At 71.2% G+C, this 22,737-nt stretch carries 22 protein-coding genes; 14 read left to right on the top strand and 8 right to left on the bottom strand.

Going from position 1 to position 22,737, the window contains the following annotated elements; genetic code table 11:
* Window positions 1-65 precede the first annotated feature (65 nt).
* The 3 genes from pruA to KBX21_RS22475 all read left to right on the top strand — a co-directional run bounded on the left by pruA (window position 66) and on the right by KBX21_RS22475 (window position 3,867).
* On the top strand, window positions 66-1,691 hold the full coding sequence (gene pruA / locus KBX21_RS22465) for an L-glutamate gamma-semialdehyde dehydrogenase (protein ID WP_210843518.1): 1,626 nt from the start codon (window positions 66-68) through the stop codon (window positions 1,689-1,691).
* Window positions 1,692-1,865: 174 nt separating this feature from the next.
* On the top strand, window positions 1,866-2,792 hold the full coding sequence (locus tag KBX21_RS22470; RefSeq protein WP_210843520.1) for a proline dehydrogenase family protein: 927 nt from the start codon (window positions 1,866-1,868) through the stop codon (window positions 2,790-2,792).
* Between the two features lie 157 nt (window positions 2,793-2,949).
* On the top strand, window positions 2,950-3,867 hold the full coding sequence (locus KBX21_RS22475) for a Bax inhibitor-1/YccA family protein (RefSeq protein ID WP_049575730.1): 918 nt from the start codon (window positions 2,950-2,952) through the stop codon (window positions 3,865-3,867).
* Window positions 3,868-3,931: 64 nt separating this feature from the next.
* Here KBX21_RS22475 and KBX21_RS22480 read toward each other — a convergent pair whose 3' ends face one another.
* The 3 genes from KBX21_RS22480 to KBX21_RS22490 form a co-directional block, all read right to left on the bottom strand.
* Entirely contained in the window at window positions 3,932-4,183 is a 252-nt protein-coding gene (locus KBX21_RS22480; RefSeq protein WP_049575733.1) for a DUF4287 domain-containing protein, read from the bottom strand.
* 207 nt (window positions 4,184-4,390) lie between these two features.
* The gene (locus KBX21_RS22485) at window positions 4,391-5,611 is read right to left on the bottom strand and encodes an acetyl-CoA C-acetyltransferase (protein ID WP_210843522.1); all 1,221 of its coding nucleotides are present in this window, start codon (window positions 5,609-5,611) and stop codon (window positions 4,391-4,393) included.
* Window positions 5,612-5,656: 45 nt separating this feature from the next.
* On the bottom strand, window positions 5,657-6,715 hold the full coding sequence (locus KBX21_RS22490; protein ID WP_210843524.1) for an SGNH/GDSL hydrolase family protein: 1,059 nt from the start codon (window positions 6,713-6,715) through the stop codon (window positions 5,657-5,659).
* Window positions 6,716-7,038: 323 nt separating this feature from the next.
* Between KBX21_RS22490 and KBX21_RS22495 the strand changes: the two genes are divergently transcribed.
* From KBX21_RS22495 to KBX21_RS22505, 3 genes are all read left to right on the top strand, one after another.
* Entirely contained in the window at window positions 7,039-8,406 is a 1,368-nt protein-coding gene (locus KBX21_RS22495; protein WP_049575746.1) for a cystathionine beta-synthase, read from the top strand.
* A 127-nt stretch (window positions 8,407-8,533) separates the two neighbouring features.
* Window positions 8,534-9,262, top strand: coding sequence for an acyltransferase (locus KBX21_RS26985; RefSeq protein WP_210843526.1), 729 nt, complete (start codon window positions 8,534-8,536; stop codon window positions 9,260-9,262).
* Between the two features lie 259 nt (window positions 9,263-9,521).
* Window positions 9,522-10,667, top strand: a complete 1,146-nt coding sequence (locus tag KBX21_RS22505) for a cystathionine gamma-synthase (RefSeq protein WP_049568624.1) — start codon at window positions 9,522-9,524, stop codon at window positions 10,665-10,667.
* A gap of 105 nt (window positions 10,668-10,772) precedes the next feature.
* Here KBX21_RS22505 and KBX21_RS22510 read toward each other — a convergent pair whose 3' ends face one another.
* A complete protein-coding gene (locus KBX21_RS22510) occupies window positions 10,773-11,018 on the bottom strand; it encodes a hypothetical protein (RefSeq protein ID WP_049568627.1) in 246 nt (81 codons plus the stop codon).
* Window positions 11,019-11,318: 300 nt separating this feature from the next.
* Between KBX21_RS22510 and KBX21_RS22515 the strand changes: the two genes are divergently transcribed.
* Together KBX21_RS22515 and KBX21_RS22520 are read left to right on the top strand one after the other, a co-directional pair.
* A complete protein-coding gene (locus KBX21_RS22515) occupies window positions 11,319-12,050 on the top strand; it encodes a GntR family transcriptional regulator (protein WP_049568630.1) in 732 nt (243 codons plus the stop codon).
* Between the two features lie 8 nt (window positions 12,051-12,058).
* Window positions 12,059-12,868, top strand: a complete 810-nt coding sequence (locus KBX21_RS22520; RefSeq protein ID WP_210843528.1) for a GntR family transcriptional regulator — start codon at window positions 12,059-12,061, stop codon at window positions 12,866-12,868.
* Window positions 12,869-12,880: 12 nt separating this feature from the next.
* Here KBX21_RS22520 and KBX21_RS22525 read toward each other — a convergent pair whose 3' ends face one another.
* Window positions 12,881-14,035: a VWA domain-containing protein gene (locus KBX21_RS22525; RefSeq protein WP_210843530.1), complete on the bottom strand. Its 1,155-nt coding sequence runs from the start codon at window positions 14,033-14,035 to the stop codon at window positions 12,881-12,883.
* Entirely contained in the window at window positions 14,035-15,456 is a 1,422-nt protein-coding gene (locus KBX21_RS22530; protein ID WP_210843538.1) for a sigma 54-interacting transcriptional regulator, read from the bottom strand. Before KBX21_RS22530 ends, KBX21_RS22525 begins: the two co-directional genes overlap by 1 nt.
* A gap of 192 nt (window positions 15,457-15,648) precedes the next feature.
* Between KBX21_RS22530 and KBX21_RS22535 the strand changes: the two genes are divergently transcribed.
* Together KBX21_RS22535 and KBX21_RS22540 are read left to right on the top strand one after the other, a co-directional pair.
* Window positions 15,649-16,803 carry an FIST N-terminal domain-containing protein gene (locus tag KBX21_RS22535; RefSeq protein WP_199776481.1) on the top strand — a complete coding sequence of 385 codons (1,155 nt, stop codon included), beginning with the start codon at window positions 15,649-15,651 and terminating at the stop codon, window positions 16,801-16,803.
* Between the two features lie 132 nt (window positions 16,804-16,935).
* Window positions 16,936-18,297: a hypothetical protein gene (locus KBX21_RS22540; protein ID WP_210843541.1), complete on the top strand. Its 1,362-nt coding sequence runs from the start codon at window positions 16,936-16,938 to the stop codon at window positions 18,295-18,297.
* 129 nt (window positions 18,298-18,426) lie between these two features.
* On the opposite strand, the gene greA is transcribed toward KBX21_RS22540, so the two are convergent.
* Window positions 18,427-18,927, bottom strand: coding sequence for a transcription elongation factor GreA (gene greA / locus KBX21_RS22545; protein ID WP_049568645.1), 501 nt, complete (start codon window positions 18,925-18,927; stop codon window positions 18,427-18,429).
* Between the two features lie 148 nt (window positions 18,928-19,075).
* A complete protein-coding gene (locus tag KBX21_RS22550) occupies window positions 19,076-19,492 on the bottom strand; it encodes a DUF4307 domain-containing protein (RefSeq protein WP_049568648.1) in 417 nt (138 codons plus the stop codon).
* Window positions 19,493-19,648: 156 nt separating this feature from the next.
* Between KBX21_RS22550 and mca the strand changes: the two genes are divergently transcribed.
* From mca to KBX21_RS22570, 4 genes are all read left to right on the top strand, one after another.
* Window positions 19,649-20,527, top strand: a complete 879-nt coding sequence (gene mca, locus KBX21_RS22555; RefSeq protein WP_049568654.1) for a mycothiol conjugate amidase Mca — start codon at window positions 19,649-19,651, stop codon at window positions 20,525-20,527.
* Between the two features lie 5 nt (window positions 20,528-20,532).
* Window positions 20,533-20,817, top strand: a complete 285-nt coding sequence (locus tag KBX21_RS22560) for a hypothetical protein (RefSeq protein ID WP_049568657.1) — start codon at window positions 20,533-20,535, stop codon at window positions 20,815-20,817.
* Between the two features lie 83 nt (window positions 20,818-20,900).
* Window positions 20,901-21,599, top strand: coding sequence for a GntR family transcriptional regulator (locus KBX21_RS22565; RefSeq protein WP_210843543.1), 699 nt, complete (start codon window positions 20,901-20,903; stop codon window positions 21,597-21,599).
* A 96-nt stretch (window positions 21,600-21,695) separates the two neighbouring features.
* Window positions 21,696-22,700: an ornithine cyclodeaminase family protein gene (locus tag KBX21_RS22570; RefSeq protein WP_210843546.1), complete on the top strand. Its 1,005-nt coding sequence runs from the start codon at window positions 21,696-21,698 to the stop codon at window positions 22,698-22,700.
* Window positions 22,701-22,737: the final 37 nt, after the last annotated feature.

Consider the following 22,737-nt stretch of genomic DNA (forward strand, 5'->3'; position numbering starts at 1 on the left):
GGTTCTGGGACTGTTGAATCAGTCAACCCTGCTCATACAGGGACATTCTTTCCAGGGAGGTGCCCATGGACGCAGTGACCAACGTCCCGCAGCCGGTGAACGAGCCCGTTCTCACCTACGCGCCCGGGAGCGCCGAGCGTGCCGAGCTCGTTGCCAAGCTCGAGGAGCTCGGTCGCGAGAGCATCGACCTGCCGATGCGCATCAACGGCGAGAGCCGTATGGGTGGCGGCGACCCGATCGACGCCGTCCAGCCGCACAACCACGCGTCCGTCCTGGGCACCATGCGCAACGCCACCCACCAGGACGCCCGCGACGCCATCGCCGCCGCGAAGGCCGCCGCTCCCGCCTGGCGCGCCATGTCCTTCGACGACCGCGCCGCGATCATCCTCCGCGCCGCCGAGCTGCTCGCCGGCCCCTGGCGCGCCACGATCAACGCCGCCACCATGCTCGGCCAGTCGAAGACCGTCCAGCAGGCGGAGATCGACGCGGCCTGTGAGCTCATCGACTTCTGGCGCTTCAACGTCTCCTACGCCCGCCAGCTCATGGAGCAGCAGCCCCTGAGCGTGCGCGGCGTGTGGAACCGCATGGAGCAGCGTCCGCTGGAGGGGTTCGTCTACGCGATCACCCCCTTCAACTTCACCGCCATCGCGGGCAACCTGCCCACCGCCCCCGCCCTCATGGGCAACGTGGTCGTGTGGAAGCCGTCCCCGACCCAGCAGTTCGCCGCCGAGCTCACCATGCGCCTCCTGGAGGAGGCCGGTATGCCCCCCGGCGTCATCAACATGGTCACCGGTGACGGCCTGGCCGTCTCGGACATCGCGCTCAACGACCCCGAGCTGGCCGGTGTGCACTTCACCGGTTCCACCAAGACCTTCCAGCACCTGTGGAAGAGCGTCGGCGAGAACATCTCCAACTACCGCTCCTACCCGCGCATCGTGGGCGAGACCGGTGGCAAGGACTTCATCGTCGCCCACCCCTCCGCCGACCCGGAGATCCTGCGCACCGCCATCGTGCGCGGCGCCTTCGAGTACCAGGGCCAGAAGTGCTCCGCCGCTTCCCGCGCCTTCGTCGCCCGCTCCGTGTGGGAGAGGATGCGCGACGACCTGGTCGCCGAGACCGAGGCCCTCACCATGGGCGACGTCACCGACCTGTCGAACTTCGTCGGCGCCGTCATCGACCGTCGCTCCTTCGACAAGCTGGCCAAGGTCCTGGAGGACGCCAAGTCCGACCCGACCCTGGAGATCATCGCGGGCGGCACCGCCGACGACTCGGTGGGCTACTTCGTGCGCCCCACGATCATCGAGGGCACCGACCCCACCAACGACGTGTTCCGCACGGAGTACTTCGGCCCGGTGATCGCCGTCCACGTCTACGAGGACGACAAGTTCGAGGACGTCCTCAAGATCGTGGACGAGGGCTCCGCCTACGCGCTGACCGGCGCCATCCTGGCCAACGACCGCAGCGCGGTGGCCAAGGCGACCGAGGCCCTGCGCTTCGCGGCGGGCAACTTCTACATCAACGACCGCCCGACCGGCTCCATCGTCGGTCAGCAGCCCTTCGGCGGCGGTCGCGCCTCCGGCACCAACGACAAGGCCGGTTCCGCCCAGAACCTGTCCCGCTGGGCCAGCCCGCGCGCCATCAAGGAGACGTTCGTCGCGCCGACGGTCTCCTCCTACCCCCACCAGGGGTAGTCACCCGGCGGCGCGCCCACTCCCGTCCGAGTCGCGGCCGCCGCCACCCACGGGGCCCGCTCGTTTCCGAGCGGGCCCCGGCCCCCCGAGGAACCCATCGCGCGGACGGCACACCGCCCGCGCGCAACGCCCGCGCCAGCCCCATCGGCTCGCGCACGTCTCTTCGAGGTCACCATGCTTCGTAAGCCCCTGCTGCTCGCCGCCAGGTCCGCCACCTGCCGCAAGATCGTCGAGCGCACTCCCATGACCCGGGCCATGGTCACGCGCTTCGTCGCGGGCTCCACCCAGGAGGAGGCCCTTCCGGCCGTCCGCGAGCTGGCCAAGGACCGCTACATCACCCTGGACTTCCTCGGTGAGGACACCACGGACCTGTCCCAGGCCACCGCCACCGTGACCGCCTACCAGGACCTGCTCGGGGCCCTCGGCGAGGCCAGTCTGGGCGACCGCGCCGAGGTCTCGGTCAAGCTGTCGGCCGTCGGTCAGTTCCTGAACCAGGACGGCGAGAAGATCGCGCTGGAGAACGCGCGCCTGATCGCCGAGGCCGCCCAGGCGATCGGCACCACGGTGACCCTCGACATGGAGGATCACACCACCACCGACTCGACGCTGGGCATCCTGCGTGAGCTGCGCGAGGACTTCCCGTTCGTGGGCGCGGTGCTCCAGGCCTACCTGCACCGCACCGAGGCCGACTGCCGCGACCTCAGCGGCGCCGGTTCCCGTGTGCGCCTGTGCAAGGGCGCCTACGACGAGCCCGAGTCGGTGGCCTTCCGCGACAAGCACGAGGTCGACAGGGCCTACGTGCGGGCGCTGAAGGTCCTCATGGAGGGCGACGGCTACCCGATGGTCGCCTCGCACGACCCGCGCATGGTCGCCATCGCCGGTGAGCTGGCCGCCGCCAACGGCCGCGGCGCGGACGACTACGAGTACCAGATGCTCTACGGCATCCGGGACGGCGAGCAGGTCCGCCTGGCCGCCGAGGGTAAGCGCATGCGCGTCTACGTCCCCTACGGCGACGAGTGGTACGGCTACTACATGCGCCGCCTGGCCGAGCGTCCGGCCAACATGCTCTTCCTGGCGCGGTCCCTGGTGACCCGCAACTAGGAGAGCGGCCGTCGCCACGGCGACGTCGAACGGGCCCGTGCCGGTGTGATCCGGCTCGGGCCCGTTTCGCAACGGTGACCTTGGCGCCGGAACCCCCGGGCCGGGCCGTACGTTACTTTGTGGGCAGCAATCCACGCGTGAAAGGCCATTACTAGACATGCGGATGCGGAGTTCCAACCCCGTCCTCAAGCGGGCGCTTCAGCAGCAGTCCGGACCCCAGCAGGGGTACGGGCAGCCCGGCTACGGTCAGCAGGGCTACGGGCAGCAGGGTTACGGACAGGCGTACCCGCAGCCCTACGGCCAGCAGGGATACCCCCAGCAGGGCTACCCGCAGCAGGGTTACCCCCAGCAGGCCCAGGCCGAGCAGCCGATGACCATCGACGACGTCGTCGTGCGCACCGGCATGACCCTGGGCGCCGTCGCGATCTTCGGCGTCATCAACTACTTCCTCTTCTTCTCGGGCAACCCGGGCCTGGCCATGGGCCTGATGTTCCTGGGCATGATCGGCGGGCTCATCCTGGGCCTGGTGATCGCGTTCAAGCAGATCACCAACCCGGTCGCGATCCTGTCGTACGCGGCCCTGGAGGGCCTGCTCGTCGGTGGTCTGTCCGCCGTGCTCGGCAACATGCTGTCGATGCAGATGGGCGACCCCTCGGCGGGCACCTCACTGGTCTCCCAGGCCGTGATCGGTACCGTCGCGGTCTTCGGTGTGATGCTCGCGCTGTACAAGTTCCGCATCATCAAGGTGACCGACGGCTTCGTCAAGGCCGTCTCCTACGCCGTACTCGGTGCGGCCGCGCTGATGCTGGTCAACTTCGTGCTCAGCTTCTTCATCGCCGGCGGCATGGGTCTGCGTGAGCCCACCTGGCTGGGCCTCGGCGTCGGCATCGTGTTCGTCGTCCTGGCCGCGCTCACCCTCGCCATCGAGTTCCGTGGCATCGAGGAGGGCGTCAACGCCGGCATCCCGAACAAGTTCGCCTGGCAGTTCGCCTTCGGCCTGACCGTCTCCGTGGTCTGGCTGTACATCGAGATCCTGCGTCTGCTCTGGCTGATCAAGACGATGTTCGCGGACTAGCGCTCCGCGTGACGAGGGGCCGTCGCCCGGGTTCTTCCCGGGGGCGGCCCCTCCGCCGTTTCGGTCAGGCGGAATTCGGGCGGGGCGACGGGATGGAGCGGTTCCGGCGGCGGCGGTCGTACTCGGTGACGATCGCGTGCGCGTAACCATGGGTGAGGTCGTACTCGTCCGCGAGCCAGCGTGACCGGTCGGCGGGGCGCAGGAGGCCCGGTCCCTGGTCGAGCGAGTCGAACCACTCGTGGAGTCCTCGGCCGGTGACGACCGGGATGCGTTCGATGAGCTTGGCGTGGATCTCCGGCGAGTGGGTCACCGTCATAGGCACCTCCGCAGTGCGTTGAACGTGTGGCACTTACCTGCGACCCTGCATCAGGATCGCGGCGGGGACAAGACCCGGGCACCAGCTTTTACCTTGGCGAAGTGGGAACGTTTGCCTGCGGGACGCCCGTAGCCGAACCCGGGGCGCCAAGGGCTCCGGAGACACAGAAAGGGGCCCCGAACCGCTGTCCGGGGCCCCTTCCGAGCGCTAGCTGAGACGCTCGAAGACGGCGGCCATGCCCTGGCCGCCACCCACGCACATGGTCTCCAGGCCGAAGGTCCTGTCGTGGAACTGGAGGCCGTTGATCAGCGTGCCGGTGATGCGGGCGCCGGTGCTGCCGAACGGGTGGCCCACGGCGATGCCGCCGCCGTTGACGTTCAGCTGGGAGTCGATGTCGATGCCCAGCTGGTCGGCGGAGGGCAGCACCTGGGCGGCGAAGGCCTCGTTGATCTCGGCGAGGTCGATGTCGCCGATGGCCATGTTGGCGCGGGCCAGGGCCTGCCTGGAGGCCTCGACCGGGCCCAGGCCCATGATCTCGGGGCTGAGGCCGGTCACGCCGGTGGAGACGATGCGGGCCAGCGGGGTGATGCCCAGCTGCTTGGCCTTGGTGTCGCTCATGATGACCAGCGCGGAGGCGCCGTCGTTGAGCGGGCAGGCGTTGCCCGCGGTGACGGTGCCGTCGGGGCGGAAGACCGGCTTGAGCTGCGAGACCTTCTCGTAGGTGGTGCCGCGGCGGATGCCGTCGTCGGTGCTCACCACGGTGCCGTCCGGCAGCGTCACCGGGGTGATCTCCCGCTCCCAGAAGCCGTTGTCGAGCGACTTCTCGGCGAGGTTCTGCGACCGGACGGCGAACTCGTCCTGGCGCTGGCGGGAGACGCCGGTGATCTCGGCGACGTTCTCCGCGGTCTGGCCCATCTCGATGTAGGCGTCGGGCAGGACGCCGTCCTCGCGCGGGTCGGTCCAGGTGCCCTGGCCGCCCTCCTTGCGCCTCTCGGTGCGCGCCTTGGCGTCGGCGAAGACCGGGTTCTCGTTCTGCGGGTTGTCGCTGCTGCCGTTGACGAAGCGGCTCACGGTCTCCACGCCCGCCGAGACGAACACGTCGCCCTCGCCCGCCCTGATGGCGTGGTAGGCCATCCGGGTGGTCTGGAGGGAGGAGGAGCAGTAGCGGGTGACGGTGGTGCCCGGGACGGTGTCCAGGCCCAGCTGCACGGCGACGATACGGGCCAGGTTGAAGCCCTGGTCACCGCCGGGGAGGCCGCAGCCGAGCATGAGGTCGTCGATGCTCTTCGGGTCGAGCTCGGGGACCTTGGCCAGGGCGGCGCCGACAATCTGGGTGGTCAGGTCGTCCGGCCGCAGGTCCTTGAGGGACCCCTTGAAGGCTCGGCCGATCGGGGAGCGCGCGGTGGCGACGATGACTGCTTCGGGCATGTTCTCGTCCTTGTTCGGTGCACGGCGGGTCTTGTTACTCACCAGTTAACCCGTCCGGCGCTCCGCCGCGCCACCCGGGGTCGGCCTTGGCGCGTCCGCCTCGGCGGGCGGTTCGGGCGGTGTCGGGCGGGCCCCTCCCCGGAGTCGGAAGGGGCCCCGCACGAGGGCGCTCCAACGGCCCTGGGCGCCGCTCGGCTCCTGGTCGGCGGCGCGGGACACCTCCGTGCCGGGGGTCTGCGCGGCCACCACGGCGGCGCGGTCCAGGGGCAGTACGCCCTCGGTGCGCCCCGCCTCGTCGAGCTCGGGGAGCAGCCCCAGGGCCGCGCAGGCGGAGGGCAGGACGACGAACGCCGCCTCGGCGTACCCGCGCGCCGACGGATGGAACCGGTCCGGTCCGAACATGGACAGGGGATCCGAGCGGAAGTCGTCCGCGAGGACGTCGCTCAACGAGACCGTGCGTCCGCCCGCCTGCGTCACCGCGATGGTCTGGGCGGCCGCCAGCTGCCGTGAGGCGCGGCGGGCCACCGAGCGGAGCGGCCAGCCGATGGGGCGGACGGTGCCGAGGTCGGGGCAGGTGGCCACCACCACGGGGGTGCCCAGCCCGACCAGTTCGGCGGTGACCTCGCGCAGCGCGGCCACGGCGTCGTTGGGGCGGACCCGGCGGATGACGTCGTTGGCGCCCACGAAGACCACCGCGATGTCGTAGTGCTTGCCGGGGAGTCCCGCCTCGGCGCGCTCCACCTGGGAGACGAGGTCGGCCGAGGTGGCGCCGGGGCTGGCGGTGCAGCGCAGCCACACCGGGCGGTCGACGGCGGCGGAGATGCCCGCCGCGAGGTGGGCGCCCGGTGTCTGCCGGGACTCGGTCACCGCGAACCCGGCCGCCGTGGAGTCGCCGAGCATCAACAGGCGCAGTGCCGGGCCCTCGCCCTCGCCGTAGGTGCCGTTGGCCCTGGGCCGGTCCCAGTCGGTGTGGCCGATCGCGTTCTTGGCGAGCCGGGCCTGGAGGTAGAGCAGGGCGACGGTGCCGCCGCCCACCAGCGTGAGACCGCCCCCGCCGAACGCGGTGGCGGCGGCGATGCGTCGGGCTCGCGCGGCTCGCAGCATCGGTACCCCCCGAAGCGTCCGACCAGCAGGTTATCCAGTCCGACGTTACCGGCGGGCCCCCTCGGGGTCACGTACCCCGAGGGCACACAATCGGTGCCCGGCGGTCAGCGAAGTCGGTCGCTCCGGTACGGGGTACCGCCCCACTGGTCCGAACCGGTCCACACCGCTCCCGGGGGCCTTGATCCAGGTGAGCGGCGCGAGACCGGTGAAATCGGCTTAGAGTCTGGATGTGGGAGCCGGACCGGTCCCATCTGCCCCGGGCGTCACCGGGGAAACACACGGGCGGGCCGAAGACCCGGTCGCCACGATGCGAAGGAGCGAAGTTGCGGGTACACGACTCACTGATCGACCTGGTCGGAGACACCCCCCTGGTCCGTCTTCGGAAGGTCACCGAGGGGTTGGCCCCGACGATCCTGGCCAAGGTCGAGTACTTCAACCCGGGCGGGTCGGTCAAGGACCGCATCGCGCTGCGCATGGTCGAGGCCGCGGAGAAGAGCGGAGAGCTCAAACCGGGCGGCACGATCGTCGAGCCCACCTCCGGTAACACCGGAATCGGCCTGGCCCTCGTGGCGCAGGAGAAGGGCTACCGCTGCGTCTTCGTCTGCCCCGACAAGGTCGGCCCGGACAAGCTGTCGGTGCTGCGCGCCTACGGGGCCGAGGTCGTGGTGTGCCCGACCACGGTCGCGCCCGAGCACCCCGAGTCCTACTACTCGGTCTCCGACCGCCTCGCCGCCGAGATCCCCGGTGCCTGGAAGCCCAACCAGTACGAGAACGAGAACAACCCGGAGTCCCACTACCACTCCACGGGTCCGGAGATCTGGGACCAGACCGAGGGCCGGATCACGCACTTCGTGGCGGGTATCGGCACCGGCGGCACCATCAGCGGCACCGGGCGGTACCTCAAGGAGGCCTCCAAGGGCGCCGTCCAGGTCGTCGGCGCCGACCCCGAGGGTTCCGTGTACTCCGGCGGCAGCGGCCGTCCGTACCTGGTCGAGGGCGTGGGCGAGGACATCTGGCCGGGCACCTATGACACGGCGATCTGCGACGAGATCGTACCGATCAGCGACAAGGACTCCTTCCTCATGACCCGCCGCCTGGCCAAGGAGGAGGGCCTGTTGGTGGGCGGCTCCTGCGGTCTGGCGGTCGAGGCGGCCCTGCGCGTGGCCAAGGACGCCGGGCCGGACGACGTCATCGTGGTCCTGCTGCCCGACGGCGGTCGCGGCTACCTCGGCAAGATCTTCAACGACGAGTGGATGTCCGACTACGGCTTCCTGTCCGCCGAGACCGAGGAGGCCACCGCCGGCCAGGTGCTCGCGGACAAGGAGGGGGAGATGCCCGACTTCGTGCACAGCCACCCCGACGAGACGGTCGGCACCGCCGTGGCGATCATGCGCGAGTACGGCGTCTCCCAGGTACCGGTGATGAAGGAGGAGCCCCCGGTCATGGCGGCAGAGGTGGTCGGCTCCATCGCCGAGCGCGACCTCCTGGACGCCCTGTTCGACGGCCGCGCCGAGCTGGACGACCTGGTCGAGACGCACATGGGCAAGCCGCTGTCCACGGTGGGCACGGGCACGCCGGTCAGCGACTGCGTCCGCCTGCTGCGCACCTCCGGCGCGCTGGTGGTGCTCCGCGACGGCAAGCCGGTGGGCATCCTCACCCGACAGGACCTGCTGGCCCACCTGTCCGGCTGATCCCCGCTCCCCGGGGACCGAACGACATTCGGGCCCCGGGGTTCACCTTCCGGACACGGTGCCGCATACTCGGACACTGCTAATGTTCGCGTCAGTACGTACTGGCCGGTAATAAGTAGGTGCACCCGTGTCGCGGCTCCTCAACTGGATCATCCGCTCCGCCTGGTCGTACGCGCGGAGCCACGGAGAGATCCGAGCCGACTCCAGGGCGGCCCGCAGGTTCGCGCGCTTCGGCGTCGGTTCGGCGATCGCCTTCCCCACGGCCACGCTCTACGGCGAGCCGTGGATCGAGATCGGCGTGCACACCGTCCTGGGCGGGGACATGACCCTCGCGGCCGGGATGGGCCCTGACTACGACCTCGGTGAGGGCTCCGTCGTGCGCATCGGTTCCGGCTGTGCCATCGGGCGGGGGTCGCACATCGTCGCGCACCGCTCGGTGGACATCGGCGACCACGTGTACACCGGTCCCTACGTCTACATCACGGACCAGAACCACGCCTACGCCAACACCGACATCCCGGTGGGCCTCCAGTGGCCCGTGGACGACCCGGTGAGTATCGGGGACGGGAGCTGGCTGGGCGCCAACAGCGTGATCCTGCCCGGGGTGCACCTGGGGAGGAACTCCGTGGTGGCCGCGGGGACCGTCGTGCGGCCGGGCAGATACCCGGACCACGCGGTGATCGCGGGCGTCCCCGGCAAGGTCGTGCGCTCGTACGACGAGCAGCTCGGCTGGGACCCGCCCCTGCGCGAGACCGGGACCCCCACCCGGGTCCCCACCCCGGTCACCGGGCTGCCTCCCGAGGCCCCCACCGAGCCCCCCGAACCCGGTTCGCCCACCCGCTTCCCCCCGGCCTGAGCGAGGCCTCGCGGGACGGAGCCCTCGTGCCGTCCCGTGCCGCCTGATCGTGGCGACCGAAGCCGCGGAACCCTCCAGATGAGGGCACCCCTTGTCCGGGATCGGCCCCGGACGTCGCATACGTCCGGGGACCGTCGCGGTGGGCCGTCCCGGAGGTGGGCCGGACAGCCGCGCGGGCACGCGGACCGAGGTGACCGCATCCTGAGATGTGCCTGTTGACAACGGGTTCCAGGCCGTTCCGGGGCACTAGGCTGGCCCCATGAAGTTCGACGGTTTTGAAACGCTGGCCATCCACGCGGGGCAGGAGCCGGACGCCGGTACCGGCGCCGTGGTTGTGCCGATCTACCAGACGAGTACCTACGCCCAGGACGGCGTGGGCGGGATGCGGCAGGGGTACGAGTACTCCCGCACCAGGAACCCCACGCGCACCGCGCTGGAGGAGTGCCTGGCGGCCCTGGAGTCCGGGGCGCGCGGTCTGGCCTTCGCCTCCGGCATGGCGGCCGAGGACACCCTGCTGCGCGCGGTCCTCTCCCCGGGCGACCACGTCATCATCCCCGGTGACGCCTACGGCGGCACGTTCCGCCTCATCTCCAAGGTCGTCGAGCGCTGGGGCGTCAGCTGGGACGCCGTCGACCAGACCGACGTGGAGGCGGTCCGCGCCGCCATGCGCCCCGACACCAAGGTGGTGTGGACGGAGACGCCCACCAACCCGCTGCTGGGGATCACCGACATCGAGTCGGTCGCGCAGATCGCCCACGAGGGCGGTGCCCTGCACGTGGTGGACAACACCTTCGCCTCGCCCTACCTCCAGCGCCCCCTCACCCTGGGCGCCGACGTGGTCGTGCACTCCACGACCAAGTACATCGGCGGTCACTCCGACGTCGTGGGCGGCGCCCTGGTCGTGGCCGACGCCGAGCTGGGCGAGCGCCTGGCGTTCCACCAGAACACCATGGGCGCCATCCCGGGCCCGTTCGACTCCTGGCTGACGCTGCGGGGGGTCAAGACGCTGGGCGTGCGCATGGACCGCCACAGCGAGAACGCCGAGCGAGTGGTGGCGGCACTGGAGGGCCACCCCGCGGTGCGCCGGGTCTACTACCCGGGCCTGGACAGCCACCCCGGGCACAAGATCGCTGAGCGGCAGATGCGTTCGTTCGGTGGCATGGTCTCCTTCGCGCTGCGTGACGGGGAGCAGGCCGCTTTGGAGCTGTGCGAGCGGACCAGGGTGTTCACCCTGGGCGAGTCGCTGGGCGGGGTGGAGTCCCTGATCGAGCACCCGGGACGGATGACGCACGCGTCCACCGCGGGCTCTCCGCTGGAGGTTCCGGCCGACCTGGTCCGGATCTCCGTGGGCATCGAGTCCGGTGACGACCTCGTCGCCGACCTGACGCAGGCCCTCGAAGGCTGACACGGCGGCTTGGGGTGCCCGCGCCGAGCCGCGCGGGTCCCCCGGCCGTGTGCCGGGCCCGCCGCGGCCCCTGATTCGGTGGTGCTCCTCGGACGTGTGTCCGGGTCAGACAGCGGTGGGGGTACGGCCGCGGTCCGGAAGGTCGCCCCGGTCGTCCCGGAAGCGCAGGCCGACGACGGCCCGGCTGGAGCGGGAGAGGGCGTTGTCGTTGCCGTTCCGGCGCAGGGAACGGTAGGTGCGGTTGCGGTCCGCGCGGCGGATGCCGATGGAGACCGCGAGGAGGAATCCGGTGGCGAGTCCGAACAGGAGGAGTCCGGCGAGGATGAGGATGACGAAGGCGATCTGCTGCATGGGGAAGTGGTCCTCTGTGTGGTGGGTGGTCAGATCCTGAGCGGCCCCCTGGCGAGCCGGGGGAGGGTACTGCCGGGATTCATCGGCGGTCGCTTCCTGTGGCGGTATGGGGCGGGTGGTCCTGGAGGGGTCTGCGCATCACGGGGGTCTCCGTTTCGGGCCCGGGGGCGCCCTGTACTGAGGGTCACCTTCCTCTAGGATGGGTTCATGAGAACCAGGTGAACCTGTTCGGCTGGTGTAGCACTTAGCTTGTTGGTACAAGCTGTGATGTTGGTCTTTTACCCCTCCTAGGGCGGACTTATGCGGGCAGAGAGCAGATATCGACAGATCGCCCGTGTCCTACGGCGGGAGATCCAGGAGAGGAGCCTGCCCCTGGGCGGGCAACTCCCCTCGGAGAAGCAGCTGGAGGAGCGCTTCGAGGCCTCCCGCAACACGATCCGCCTCGCCTTGGGCATGCTGCGCAACCAGGGCCTCATCGTGAGCAGACCCGGGCGCGGCCACTTCGTCCAGGACGTGGTCCCCGAGATCTTCTACGCCACCCGCAAGGCGGGCGGCCCCGACGGGCTCAACGAGTTCAACATGAGCGGCCTCACCCTGGAGGAGCTTCAGCTGCTCAGCGCCACCCCCGACATCGCCAGCCGACTCCGCGTCCCGGAGGGCGAGATGACGGTGGTGCGGCGCATGCACCGCTTCTCCGGGGAGCGCTCCGGATCGATCAGCTCCGCCTTCTACCCGGTCGACCTGGTCCAGGGCACCTCACTGATGCTGCCCGAGAACGTGGAGAGCGCCCTGAGCGTCCTTCTTGAGCACGGGCACCGCCAGGTCGGCTACGTGGACGAGCTGGAGACCCGCATGCCCACCCCGCAGGAGGCGTCCGAGCTCGAACTCCCGCCGGGGGTCCCGGTCCTCGACGTCCACCGCACCGACTACTCCGACGACCGTCCCCTCCGGATGGTGCATACCGTCCACGCGGGGCACAGCATCCGCTACCAGTTCGAGCACGGCAACCTCCAGGCCTACCACCGGGACTGATCCAGCCAATGAGCGCGACGAAGAAGACCGTGGTCGCTGACTACCTCCGTGAGGCCCTGTCCAGGGGCGACTACCGCCCGGGCGACCGGCTGCCCGGCGAGGAGGAACTCGCCGAAGAACTCGACGTCTCCCGTGCCACCGCCCGGTTGGGGATGCGCATCCTCCAGGACGAGGGCCGCGTCTCCATCCGCGTCGGTCGGGGCGCCTTCGTCGCCGACCACCACCCGGTCATGCACAAGGCCACCCCCGACGCCTCGGACGACCCCTCCCGGTTCGACCTCGGGTACCACGAACGCCTACGCCAGGCCGGGTACAGCAACATCGACGAGAAGGTGAAGGTCAGCCTGGACACCATGCGCCCCAAGGTGGCCAAGAGGCTGATCGACGCCGTCGCCGGCAGGGCGGCCGGCGGCGGACTGGTCGTGATCCGCTCCTCGGAGCACTACGTGGACGGCGGGCTGTGGCAGTCCCACGTCACCTACTTCCCCTTCGGGATCGCCAACAACACCCCGCTCATGTCTCCCGAGTACCTGGAGAACGGCATCGGCACCGCCATGCGTGGCCTCGGGTTCCACGAGGACTGGAACTGGGACGTCGTGGGTGCGCGCATGCCCTCCCAGGACGAGGCGGACGCCTTCGGTCTGGGCCCCGGCATCCCGCTGCTGGTGCAGGAGCGGGTGACCTACGAGGGCCAGCGCCCGCTGCGCTACACCGAGACGCTCATGCCCGCCAACCGCCACCAGCTCCTGTACGCGGGCGGCGACGCCCCCGAGAACCTGCCGGTCATGGACTCCGACGTCAACGTCTTCGACCACTGACCCGACCCCGCCTCAGGGCCCGGGCCGCCGCCTCAGGTACCGGTCGATCACCGACGGCCCCAGAGCGTCGGCGTCGGCGTTCACCACGCCCACGCCACGGCGGCGTTCGAGCAGCGCCCGGAACTCCCGCAGCCGGGGGTCGTCGGCGAGCAGGAAGAACGTCACCGTGGCGCCCTCGCCCAGCACGGCGTCGAGTTCGGCCGCGGTGACCTCCACCGTGCGCGGCGCGGGCGGCCAGGCGAACCGCGCGTCCCCGTCCTCGCCCAGGTGCGCGGTGGGCTCGCCGTCGGTGACCACCAGGACCAGCGCACGCAGACCCCGGTGACGGCGCAGGTGCCGCCGGGCCAGGTGCAGCGCGTGCTGGAGGTTGGTGCCGGGGACGCGCGCCCAGTCGTGCTCCACCAGGTCGGCGGGGGTCATCTCGCGGGCGTGGTCCCCGAAGCCGATCAGCATGCCCCGGTCCTCTGGGTGCCGGGTGCGCACCAGGGTGTGCAGCGCCAGCGCCGTGCGGGTGGCGGCCTCGTGCAGGCCCCGCGTGACCATCGAGTGGGACAGGTCCACCAGCAGGCACACGGCGGCGGCCCCGGCGGGTTCGGTCTCCGTGTACCGGACGTCCTCCGCCCGCAACGCCGCGCCGGACCCACCGGCGGCGGCCCGCCGCAACATGGCCTCGCGCAGGGTCGCGACGGCGTCCAGGGTCCGATCCAGGCCGTCATGGGGAACGGCGGCCCCGGTGGGATCGTCCCCGGCCCCGTCCCCGCCCAGGTGGCCCCCGGGCGCGGCTCGCCCGGCCGCCTCGATGTCGCCCAGCGCCACCTCCCCGAGCCTGCGCAGCTCACGCGGGGTCAACTCGTGGTCGGCGGCGTCCAGTCGATCCAGCGGGCCGTACGCGGCGGGTCCCAGGGTGCCCCGGAGCGTCGCGATGTCCAGCCCTACCAGCGCGTCGCGGTCGCCGTCGGCGTAGCGGGTCAGTGCCTCCTCGGCGGCGGCGAGCGCCGCTTCCGGAGGGGCCTCCTCCGTGGTGCCCGCCCGCCCGCCCTCGTCGGCGCGCGCCCCGGCGATCAGTTCCAACAGGCCCACGGCGGACCGCACCGCCTCCTGAGGGGGCGGATCGGTCTCGGCCAGAGGGTCGGGGCCACCCATGTACTCCCGGTACCGGAACCTCATCAGAAGCGGTAGACACCCCCGTCGGGCACGGTGTCCTTGGACAGCCGACGTTCCAGGTACAGGCCCTCCAACGCGAACTCCACCACGGCGGCGGCCAACCCCGGGGTGGGCGGTCCGTCCGCCGACTCCGGCGCGGCCCGCTCCATCAGCCCCGACAGCCCGGGCACCGTGCCCACACGGCGCAGCAGCTCGGCCGCGCCCACGAGGTCGCCGCTCTCCACCGTCCCGCCGCCCGCGAACCGGTCGCTGAGCGGTTCCAGGTCGGCGTCGCCCAGCCGGGCCCGGAAGGTCTCGGCCACCGCCCGCCGCAACAGGGTCTCCAGGACCGACGCCTCACGCCCCTGTGCCCCGGCCTCGAACTCGACCTTGCCCAGGAGCGGTTCGGCCACCCCCGACAGGTCGCAGACCCGGGCCACCGGGACCTCCTCGCCGACCAGCGCCGCCCGGCGCAGAGCCGAGGCGGCCAGGGTCTCGGCGGCCGCCACGGAGAAGCGCACGGACACCCCCGATCCCTGGTCCACCCGGTTGGAGGCGCGCACCAGCCGGGTGAAGCGGCCGACCGCCTCCAGCAGGTGCGACGGGACGGTCGTGCCCGGGGGCAGGTCCGCCTCCTGCCGGATCAGGGCCAGCTCGTCGTCGAGGTCCGGGGGGTAGTGCGTGCGCACCTGCGCGCCGAACCGGTCCTTGAGCGGGGTGACGATCCGCCCCCTGCTCGTGTAGTCCTCCGGGTTGGCGCTGGCGACCAGCAACAGGTCGAGGGGGAGGCGCAGGGTGTACCCGCGCACCTGGAGGTCGCGTTCCTCCAGCACGTTGAACAGGGCTACCTGGGCGCGCGCGGGGAGGTCGGGGAGTTCGTTCACGCAGAACACACCCCGGTTGGCGCGCGGCAGCAGACCGTAGTGGACCGTCTCCGGGTCGCCGAGGGAGCGCCCCTCGGCCAGCCGCGCCGGGTCCACGTCCCCGATCAGTTCCGTGGTGCCGGTGTCGGGTGTGGCCAGCTTCTCCCCGTAGCGGAGGTCGCGGTGCCGCCAGGCCACCGGCAGGTCGTCGCCCTCGGACGCGCTCCGGCGCAGGCAGGCGGGGCAGACGGGGGCGTAGGGGTGGTCGTTGACCGGGCAGCCCTCCACCACGGGGCTCCACTCGTCGAGGAGACCGGCCACCGTGCGGATCAGCCGGGTCTTGCCCTGGCCGCGCTCGCCCAACAGGACGACGTCGTGCCCGGCGATCAGGGCCCGTTCCAGCTGGGGCAGGACGGTGTCGTCGAACCCGTGCACCCCGGGGAAACGGGGGCGGCCCGAAGCCATCCGGGCCAGCAGGTTCTCGCGCACCTCCGCCGTGGTGGTGCGGTGGACGTGGCCGGACTCGCGCAGCGCGGCGCGGGTGCGCGGGAGCCCGCTCGGAGCAGGTGCGGCATGGGTCACAAGGGGAGTGTAGGGCGTGCCCGACGGGTGCCGCCCGCCCACAGGGAAGGGGATTCGTCGGACACGCGCCGGGGCGGAGGCGTTTGAGGGGCCATCAGGAGGAAAGCTCCTGTTGGGAGTCTGGATGGAAGAATGGGACGGCAAGGTTCCCAGGACCGGTCCGGTGACCGGTGAAGGCGGGGGTGGCAGCTGGTGGCTAGGTTCGGGGATGCACTGACGACGGGGGCCGACCTCGTGAACGCGGCCGAGCGCGCCGTGCTTCAGGCCCTGGAGCAGATGGACGGCCCGGCCGACCTGGTCTGCTTCTTCGTCAGCGGGGCGGACCCGGACGAGGTCACACTCGCCGGAAGGCGGGTCATGGAGCTGGCCGGTGACGCGCTCACCCTGGGGTGCAGCGCCACCGGCGTGGTCGGCGGCGGCAGGGGCGTGGAGGGCCAGGGCGCGGTCAGCGTGTGGAGCGCCCGCCTGCCCGGTGTCGAGCTGACCCCCTTCCGCCTGGACACCGTCGTCGAGGGCGACCAGCTGGCCGTCGTGGGCATGCGGGAACCGTCCCCGCGTGACCGGGCCGGCATCCTGCTCACCAATCCCTACGAGTTCCCCACCCAGGCGTTCGTCCGGGAGACCACGGCGGCGCTCGACGGGCTTCCGCTGATCGGTGGCATGGCCGACGGTCTGCGCGGCGAGGAGTCCGTGCGGCTCTTCTGTGAGGGCGAGGTGGCCGACAACGGCGCCATCGGTGTGCTGATCGGCGGCGAGGGGGTGCTGGGCACGGTGGTCAGCCAGGGCTGCCGCCCGGTCGGGCCGAGCATGACCATCACCAAGGCCGAGGGCAACCTCGTGCTGGAGCTGGCCGGGACCAACGCCTACGAGCGGTTGGAGAGCCTGGTCGAGGAGCTCTCCGAGGAGGACCGCGAGCTGGCCGCGCGGGGGCTGCACATCGGGATCGCCATGGACGAGTACGCGGACCACCACGAACAGGGCGACTTCCTCATCCGCGCGCTCAGCGACGCCGATCCCGAGCTGGGGGCGCTGACGATCGACGAGATGGTGGAGGTGGGCCAGACCGTCCGCTTCCAGGTCCGCGACGCGAGCACCGCCGACGAGGACCTCGCCCGCAAGCTGACGGACTTCGGCACAGAGCACGCCGTGGGCGGGGGTCTCCTGTTCTCGTGCAACGGCCGGGGTGAGGCGCTGTTCACCCAGGCCGACCACGACGTCCTCGCGGTCCGGCGCATCCTCGGTGCGGGCCCGGTGGCGGGCTTCTTCGCGGCGGGGGAGATCGGGCCGGTCGCCGGGGTCAACCACGTCCACGGCTTCACGGCCTGTCTCCTGGCCTTCGCCGCCTGACACCCGCCCAAGTCGGACTTTTACCCTCGGATCACCAACACCCTGACCAACCTGCTTGAGTGTGCGCACACCAGGGTGATTACTAAGAGTGACTGTTTTCATCACTTTGCGTGTTTGGTGAGAGAAGGAACGATGGCCGACTTCCGGCGCACGACCACGTCCCTCGTGGCCCTCGGGGCGTTCGCCCTCCTGGCTCCGCTGGCGACACCCACGGCGGCCCTTGCCGACTCCGCCTGGCTGGAGCAGGACCTGTCCTCGGCGGACCGGATCGGCCTGGCCCTGGACGCCGGGGGGCTGCGCCTGAACCCGGGTGAGCGCACCCAGCTCGGCGCCTCACCGCGCCTGGACCCGTCCCTGCGCCACGCGGGGCTGGCGACCTTCCCCGAACAGGAGCTGGGGGAGGCCACCGACACCATCGACGTGGCCGTGCGCGTCACCGGGGACGCCGAGGAGGTCCTCACCGAGGCCCGGGGCGTGCGCTCCGACGGCATGTGGACCGAGTGGCACCCGACCGGCCCGGGCGGCGGCCGAGTGACCCTCCCGGAGGCGGTCAGCGAGGTCCAGCTGAGGATCGGGGTGGAGTCGGCGCTCGGGTCCGTGTCGCGGGTGCGGGCCGACCGGACCTCCGTCACGGACGTCCGCGTCCGCGCGGTCGAGGGAACCGGAACGCCTCCGTCCCCGGAACCAGAGGTCGGGGAGACGCAGGGGTCCGACGAGGGCTCCGGTGAGCAGGCGCGGGGAGACGACGTCCCGCGCCCCTTCTCCGCGCGCCTGTTCGCCACCCGTATCGGCCTGGTCGGAAACACCACCGCCAACGGGCACAAGGTCCGGACCGCCGACCAGTTCGCCGCACTGCCCTCCCGGAGGGGCCTGTCCAACCGGGGCGGCGGGGAGTACACGGTCCGGGTGTGCAGCACCGGGGCTCTGGGCCCCGAGGCCAGCGGCGACACCAGGAACCACGTCCCGCGCTGCGCCTACCTGCCGGTGTGGGACGTCGGGCCGTGGAACATCACCGACGACCACTGGAACGCCGACCGCGAGTCCTGGCGCGACCTGGACCGGGGACGCCCCCAGGCGCAGGCCGCCTACAGCGAGAACCACAACAACGGTCTGGACGGGTTCGGCCGCAAGGTGCTCAACCCCGCGGGCATCGACCTCGCCGACGGCGCCTTCCACGAGGGGCTCCAGCTCCCCACCAACGGATGGGTGCGGGTCGACTACCTGTGGACCGCCCAGTACCGGGCCCGCGCCGAGATCACCACGGCCTCCGGTACCGATCCGGTGATCGTGCGAGAGGGGCCGGGCACCGACTTCGACACCGTGGGCCTGGCCGCGCACAAGGCCAACGTGGACGTGGCCTGCCGCACCACCGGCGACCGGGCCACCGGGCCGACCGGGACCTCGGACGTCTGGTACCGCATCGGCCAGGGCCACTACGTTCCGGCGGCCTTCGCCGAGGGCGGCGCGGACGCGCCCAGGTGCGCCAGGAGCTAGCGCACCAGCCCCGCCAGGACCCGGACCATCAGGCAAGGACACGGGGGCACGGCACACACACGACAGGGGCGGCCGGAGCCGCCCCTGTCGTACTACGTGCCTGGTCCACCCGGTGGCCGCACGGCGATGTCACATGCCGCTGTAGGGAACCGCCTCGATGATCTCGACACCGAGGCTCTTGCCGTTGGGCAGGTTGTAGCTGACCGTCTCGCCGACCGCCTTGCCGTTGATGGCGGAGCCGAGCGGGGACTTGGGGGAGTACACGTCGATGGGAGAGCCGCTCTCCTCACGCGAGGCGAGCAGGAAAGTGACCTCGTCCTCGTCGCCGTCGAACTTGACGGTGACGGTCATGCCGGGACCGACCACGCCCTCGGTGCGGGGCGCTTCGCCGACCCGCGCGGTGCGCAGGATCTCGGTGAGCTGGAGGATGCGGGCCTCCATCTTGCCCTGTTCCTCCTTGGCGGCGTGGTAGCCACCGTTCTCCTTGAGGTCACCCTCTTCCCGGGCGGACTCGATCTTTTCCGCGATCTCGATGCGCCCGGGCCCCGAGAGGTGGTCCAGCTCTCCCTTGAGCCGGTCGTACGCCTCCTGGGTGAGCCAGGTGACGTTTTCATCGCGGGTCTGGGTCACGGGAACTCCTTGTGTACTAGTAGCAATGGCCACCAGGCGGCCAGAGCTGAACTCACGAGAATATCACCGTGCGCGATCGCGCACCGGTGACACGACTCTCGGGGGCCCGCTCCGGTACCTGTGCCGGACAGGGGGAAAGCTCGGTGGATCAGTCCTGCGAACCTTGTTCCCTGCACGAGGCCACTTCTACCGTGGAAGCCTGACGAACCGTCTCAACGGTCTGGCTCACCATTCGGTTCCCGCCCTCCACCTCGACGCGTTCCGTGCCGACCTCGACCATCTGGCTGTCCAGCGCGCGGAGCAGGCACTCGGCCCCGTTCTTGCTGTTCACCTCGAAGTCGATCCGGGCCTCGCTCCCGGTGGGCGCGGTCACGGCGACCACCTGGTGGTACACGCCCCCGCTCAGCCCGGTGTAGCTCATGACGGAGTAGCCCCAGCCGATGCTGACGGCCACCGCGAAGATGGTCGCGACGACGAAGAAGACGGGCCCGTTGCCGTGGCGCTTGCGTAGCGCTGGCGCGGTGTCGGCACTGTTCACGGCATCATCTTCCGGGGTCGCTGACATTGGGAATCTCCGAGCAAGGGGACGGTGTTGTCTAAGATATCCCCGACCTGACAGCCCCCCTACGCGGCCCGCACGTGAGTCGTCCACGCCGTGACCCGGGGTGGTGTCGGACAGCCGCGTGCAGTGGCCGTCGACCGAGCCAAGGAGAAGCCTTCGTTGACCGAGCGTCTGCGGCTTATGGCCGTCCATGCCCATCCCGATGACGAGTCCAGCAAGGGCGCCGCGACCATGGCGCGCTACGCGCGCGAGGGCGCGGAAGTGCTGGTCGTCACCATGACCGGTGGCGAACGCGGTGACATCCTCAACCCCGCGATGGAGCGCCCCGAGATCCGCGAGAACATCGCCGAGGTGCGCCGCGAGGAGATGAACCGCGCCCGCGAGATCCTCGGCGTCGAGCAGGAGTTCGCCGGTTTCGTCGACTCCGGCCTGCCCGAGGGCGACCCGCTTCCCCCGCTCCCCGAGGGCAGCTTCGCGACCCTTCCGGTGGAGGAGGGCGCCGAGCCCCTCGTGGCCGCGATCCGCCGGTTCCGCCCGCACGTCATCCTCACCTATGACGAGAACGGCGGCTACCCGCACCCCGACCACATCATGACCCACAAGGTGTCGATGCACGCCTTCGACGCCGCCGCGGAGCCGGACGCCTACCCCGACGCCGGTGACCCCTGGCAGCCCCTCAAGCTGTACTACTTCGTCTCGTTCCCGCCCGAGCGGTTCGAGGCCCTGGCGAAGATCCTGGTCGAGCGCGGCCTGGACAACCCCTTCGCGGAGTGGATGGAGCGCCTCAAGGACCGTGAGCGGCCTCGCTGGGAGATCACCACGCGCGTGAGCTGCAGTGAGTACTTCGACACCGCGCACGACGCCCTCCGGGCGCACGCCACCCAGATCGACCCGAACGGCTTCTGGTTCGCCGTGCCCAACGAGGTCGTGGCGGAGGCCTGGCCGACCGAGGACTACCACCTGGTCCGATCCCTCGTGGACACGGAGGTCCCTGAGCAGGACCTCTTCGCGGGTGTCCGCGAGGCAATGAGAGTATGAGTGACATGAACACCCTTCTCGCGTCCACCACGGTGCTCGCCCAGGACTTCGCGCTGGACAAGGACACCGTCACACCCGGTGTCATGGGCTTCCTCGCGATCTTCGCGATCGGTGTGTGCCTGTACTTCCTGATGCGCAGCCTGATGGGCAAGCTGCGCGGTGTCTCGGCCCGCGCCGAGGCCGAGGAGGCCGAGGAGGCGGCGCAGAGGGACGGCCAGGAGGTGACCTCCGGGGTGGAGGCCACCGCTGGCGGATCGTCCTCCACGGAGGACCCCTCCGCCAGGGCCTGACCCCGGTCCCGCCCCCGCCGCGCACCCGCGGGGGCGGTCTCGGCGGGCACGCCCCCCGGCGGGGGAGTGCCTACCATGGGGGGATGCAGCCCGAGCCCTCCCGAGCCCCCTCCCTGCGCGACCGGGTGCACGACCAGCTCAGGTCGCGCATCATCGACCTCGAACTGCTCCCCGGACACCGGATCACGGAGCGCGAGGCCTCCGCCGAGCTCGGCGTCTCCCGGGTCCCGTTGCGCGAGGCGCTGCGGCTGCTCGAGGCCGAGGGGCTGGTCGTCCTGGTTCCCCGGCAGGGCGCCATGGTGGCCAGTTGGTCCCGTGAGGACATCGAGCGCCTGTTCGAGGTCCGCGAGGAGCTGGAGACCCTGGCCGCCCGCCTCGCGGCCACCCGTCGCTCCGACGCCGACCTGCGTCGCATGCGCGACCTCCTGGACGACGCCGAGCGCGCCCTGGAGGCGGACGACGAGTCCGCCACGGCCGCCGCCAACGCGGGTTTCCACCGGGCCGTGGTGGCCGCCTGCGGCAACCCCCTCCTCCAGCGGATGATGGCCCCGCTGGACTCCCGTGTGCAGTGGCTCTTCCACCTCACCAAGCACCGTGACACCCGCGAGCAGCGCGACGAGCACGTCCGCCTGCTCGAACTGATCGAGGCGGGTGACGGTGACGGCGCAGCCGCGCTCTACCGCGCGCACATCGCGGCCGGACTCGAACCCACGCTGGCCGTCGCCGACACCTGGGAGCGGTTCGATCCGGTGGACGTCACCCGGACCCGTCAACGGAGGTAGACCCCCCGCGTTGGGGCGCCGTACGAGGGGTGTCCCCGTGCCCGGATCAGTGGTATACCGCTAATGGACCGCAGTGGACCCACGGAGAAGGCAACGATGACGCTCATCCTCACCCGTTCCGAACTCACCGGACTCGTCACACCGCGCCAGGTGGCCGACGCCGTGGAGACCGCCTTCGCCGACCTCGCCGAGGGTCGGGCCGCGCAGCCCCGCGCCGAGCCCGCGCGACTGGCCGGGCACGACGCCCAGTTCGTCCCCATGGTCGGGCTCCTCGGGAGCGCAGGCGTGGCAGCCAGCAAACTCCTCAGTGACATCCCGGGCAACCGGGCGCGTGGTCTGCCCGCCCAGCAGTCGGTGGTGCACCTGGCCGACGCCGAGACGGGAGAGCCGCTGGCGATCCTGGACGGCGCGGTCCCCACGCGGCTGCGCACCGCGGCCACCACCCGCGTGGCCACCCGACACCTGGCCCGCCGGGGCTGGGACACCCTGGGGATCGTCGGCGCCGGACCCCTGGCCGCCGCCCATGTGGTCGCCCTCGCGGACGAACACGAGCTGGACCGCGTCCTTGTGTGGTCGCGTTCGGCCGCCACGGTCGAGGCGCTCCGCGAGACGGTGGCCGCTCAGGCCCCCGGACTGGAGGTGGTCCGGGCCGCCTCACCCCGCGAGGTGGTGGAGGGCGCCGACGTCGTCTGCACGGTGACCCCGTCCCGCGAACCGCTGGTGGAGGGTGCCTGGCTGCGCCCGGGACAGCACCTGAACGTGGTGGGATCGCCGCCCAGGACCGACCACCGCGAGGTGGACGCCGCCGTCCTCGCCGCCGCGCGGGACTCCGGCCTCCTCGTGGTGGACTCCACCCCGGCCGCCCTGCACGAGTCCGGGGACGTCGCGCACGCCGTGGCCGAGGGCGCGATCACCGCCGAGGACTGCTCCCTCGAACTCGCCGGGGTGGTCGGCGGCCAGCACCCCGGACGCACCTCGGACCGACAGATCACCGTGTTCAACTCGGTGGGCGTCGGCCTGGAGGACGCCGCCGTCGGCCGTCTCCTTCTTGACGCCGCCCGGGAGCGCGGGCTGGGCACGGAGATCACCCTCTCCTCCTGAGACCGGGGCCCGCGCACCCGGCGCCGGAGTGGCACAG

The sequence above is a fragment of the Nocardiopsis sp. B62 genome (assembly GCF_018070675.1).
GTDB classification, from domain to species: domain Bacteria; phylum Actinomycetota; class Actinomycetes; order Streptosporangiales; family Streptosporangiaceae; genus Nocardiopsis; species Nocardiopsis prasina.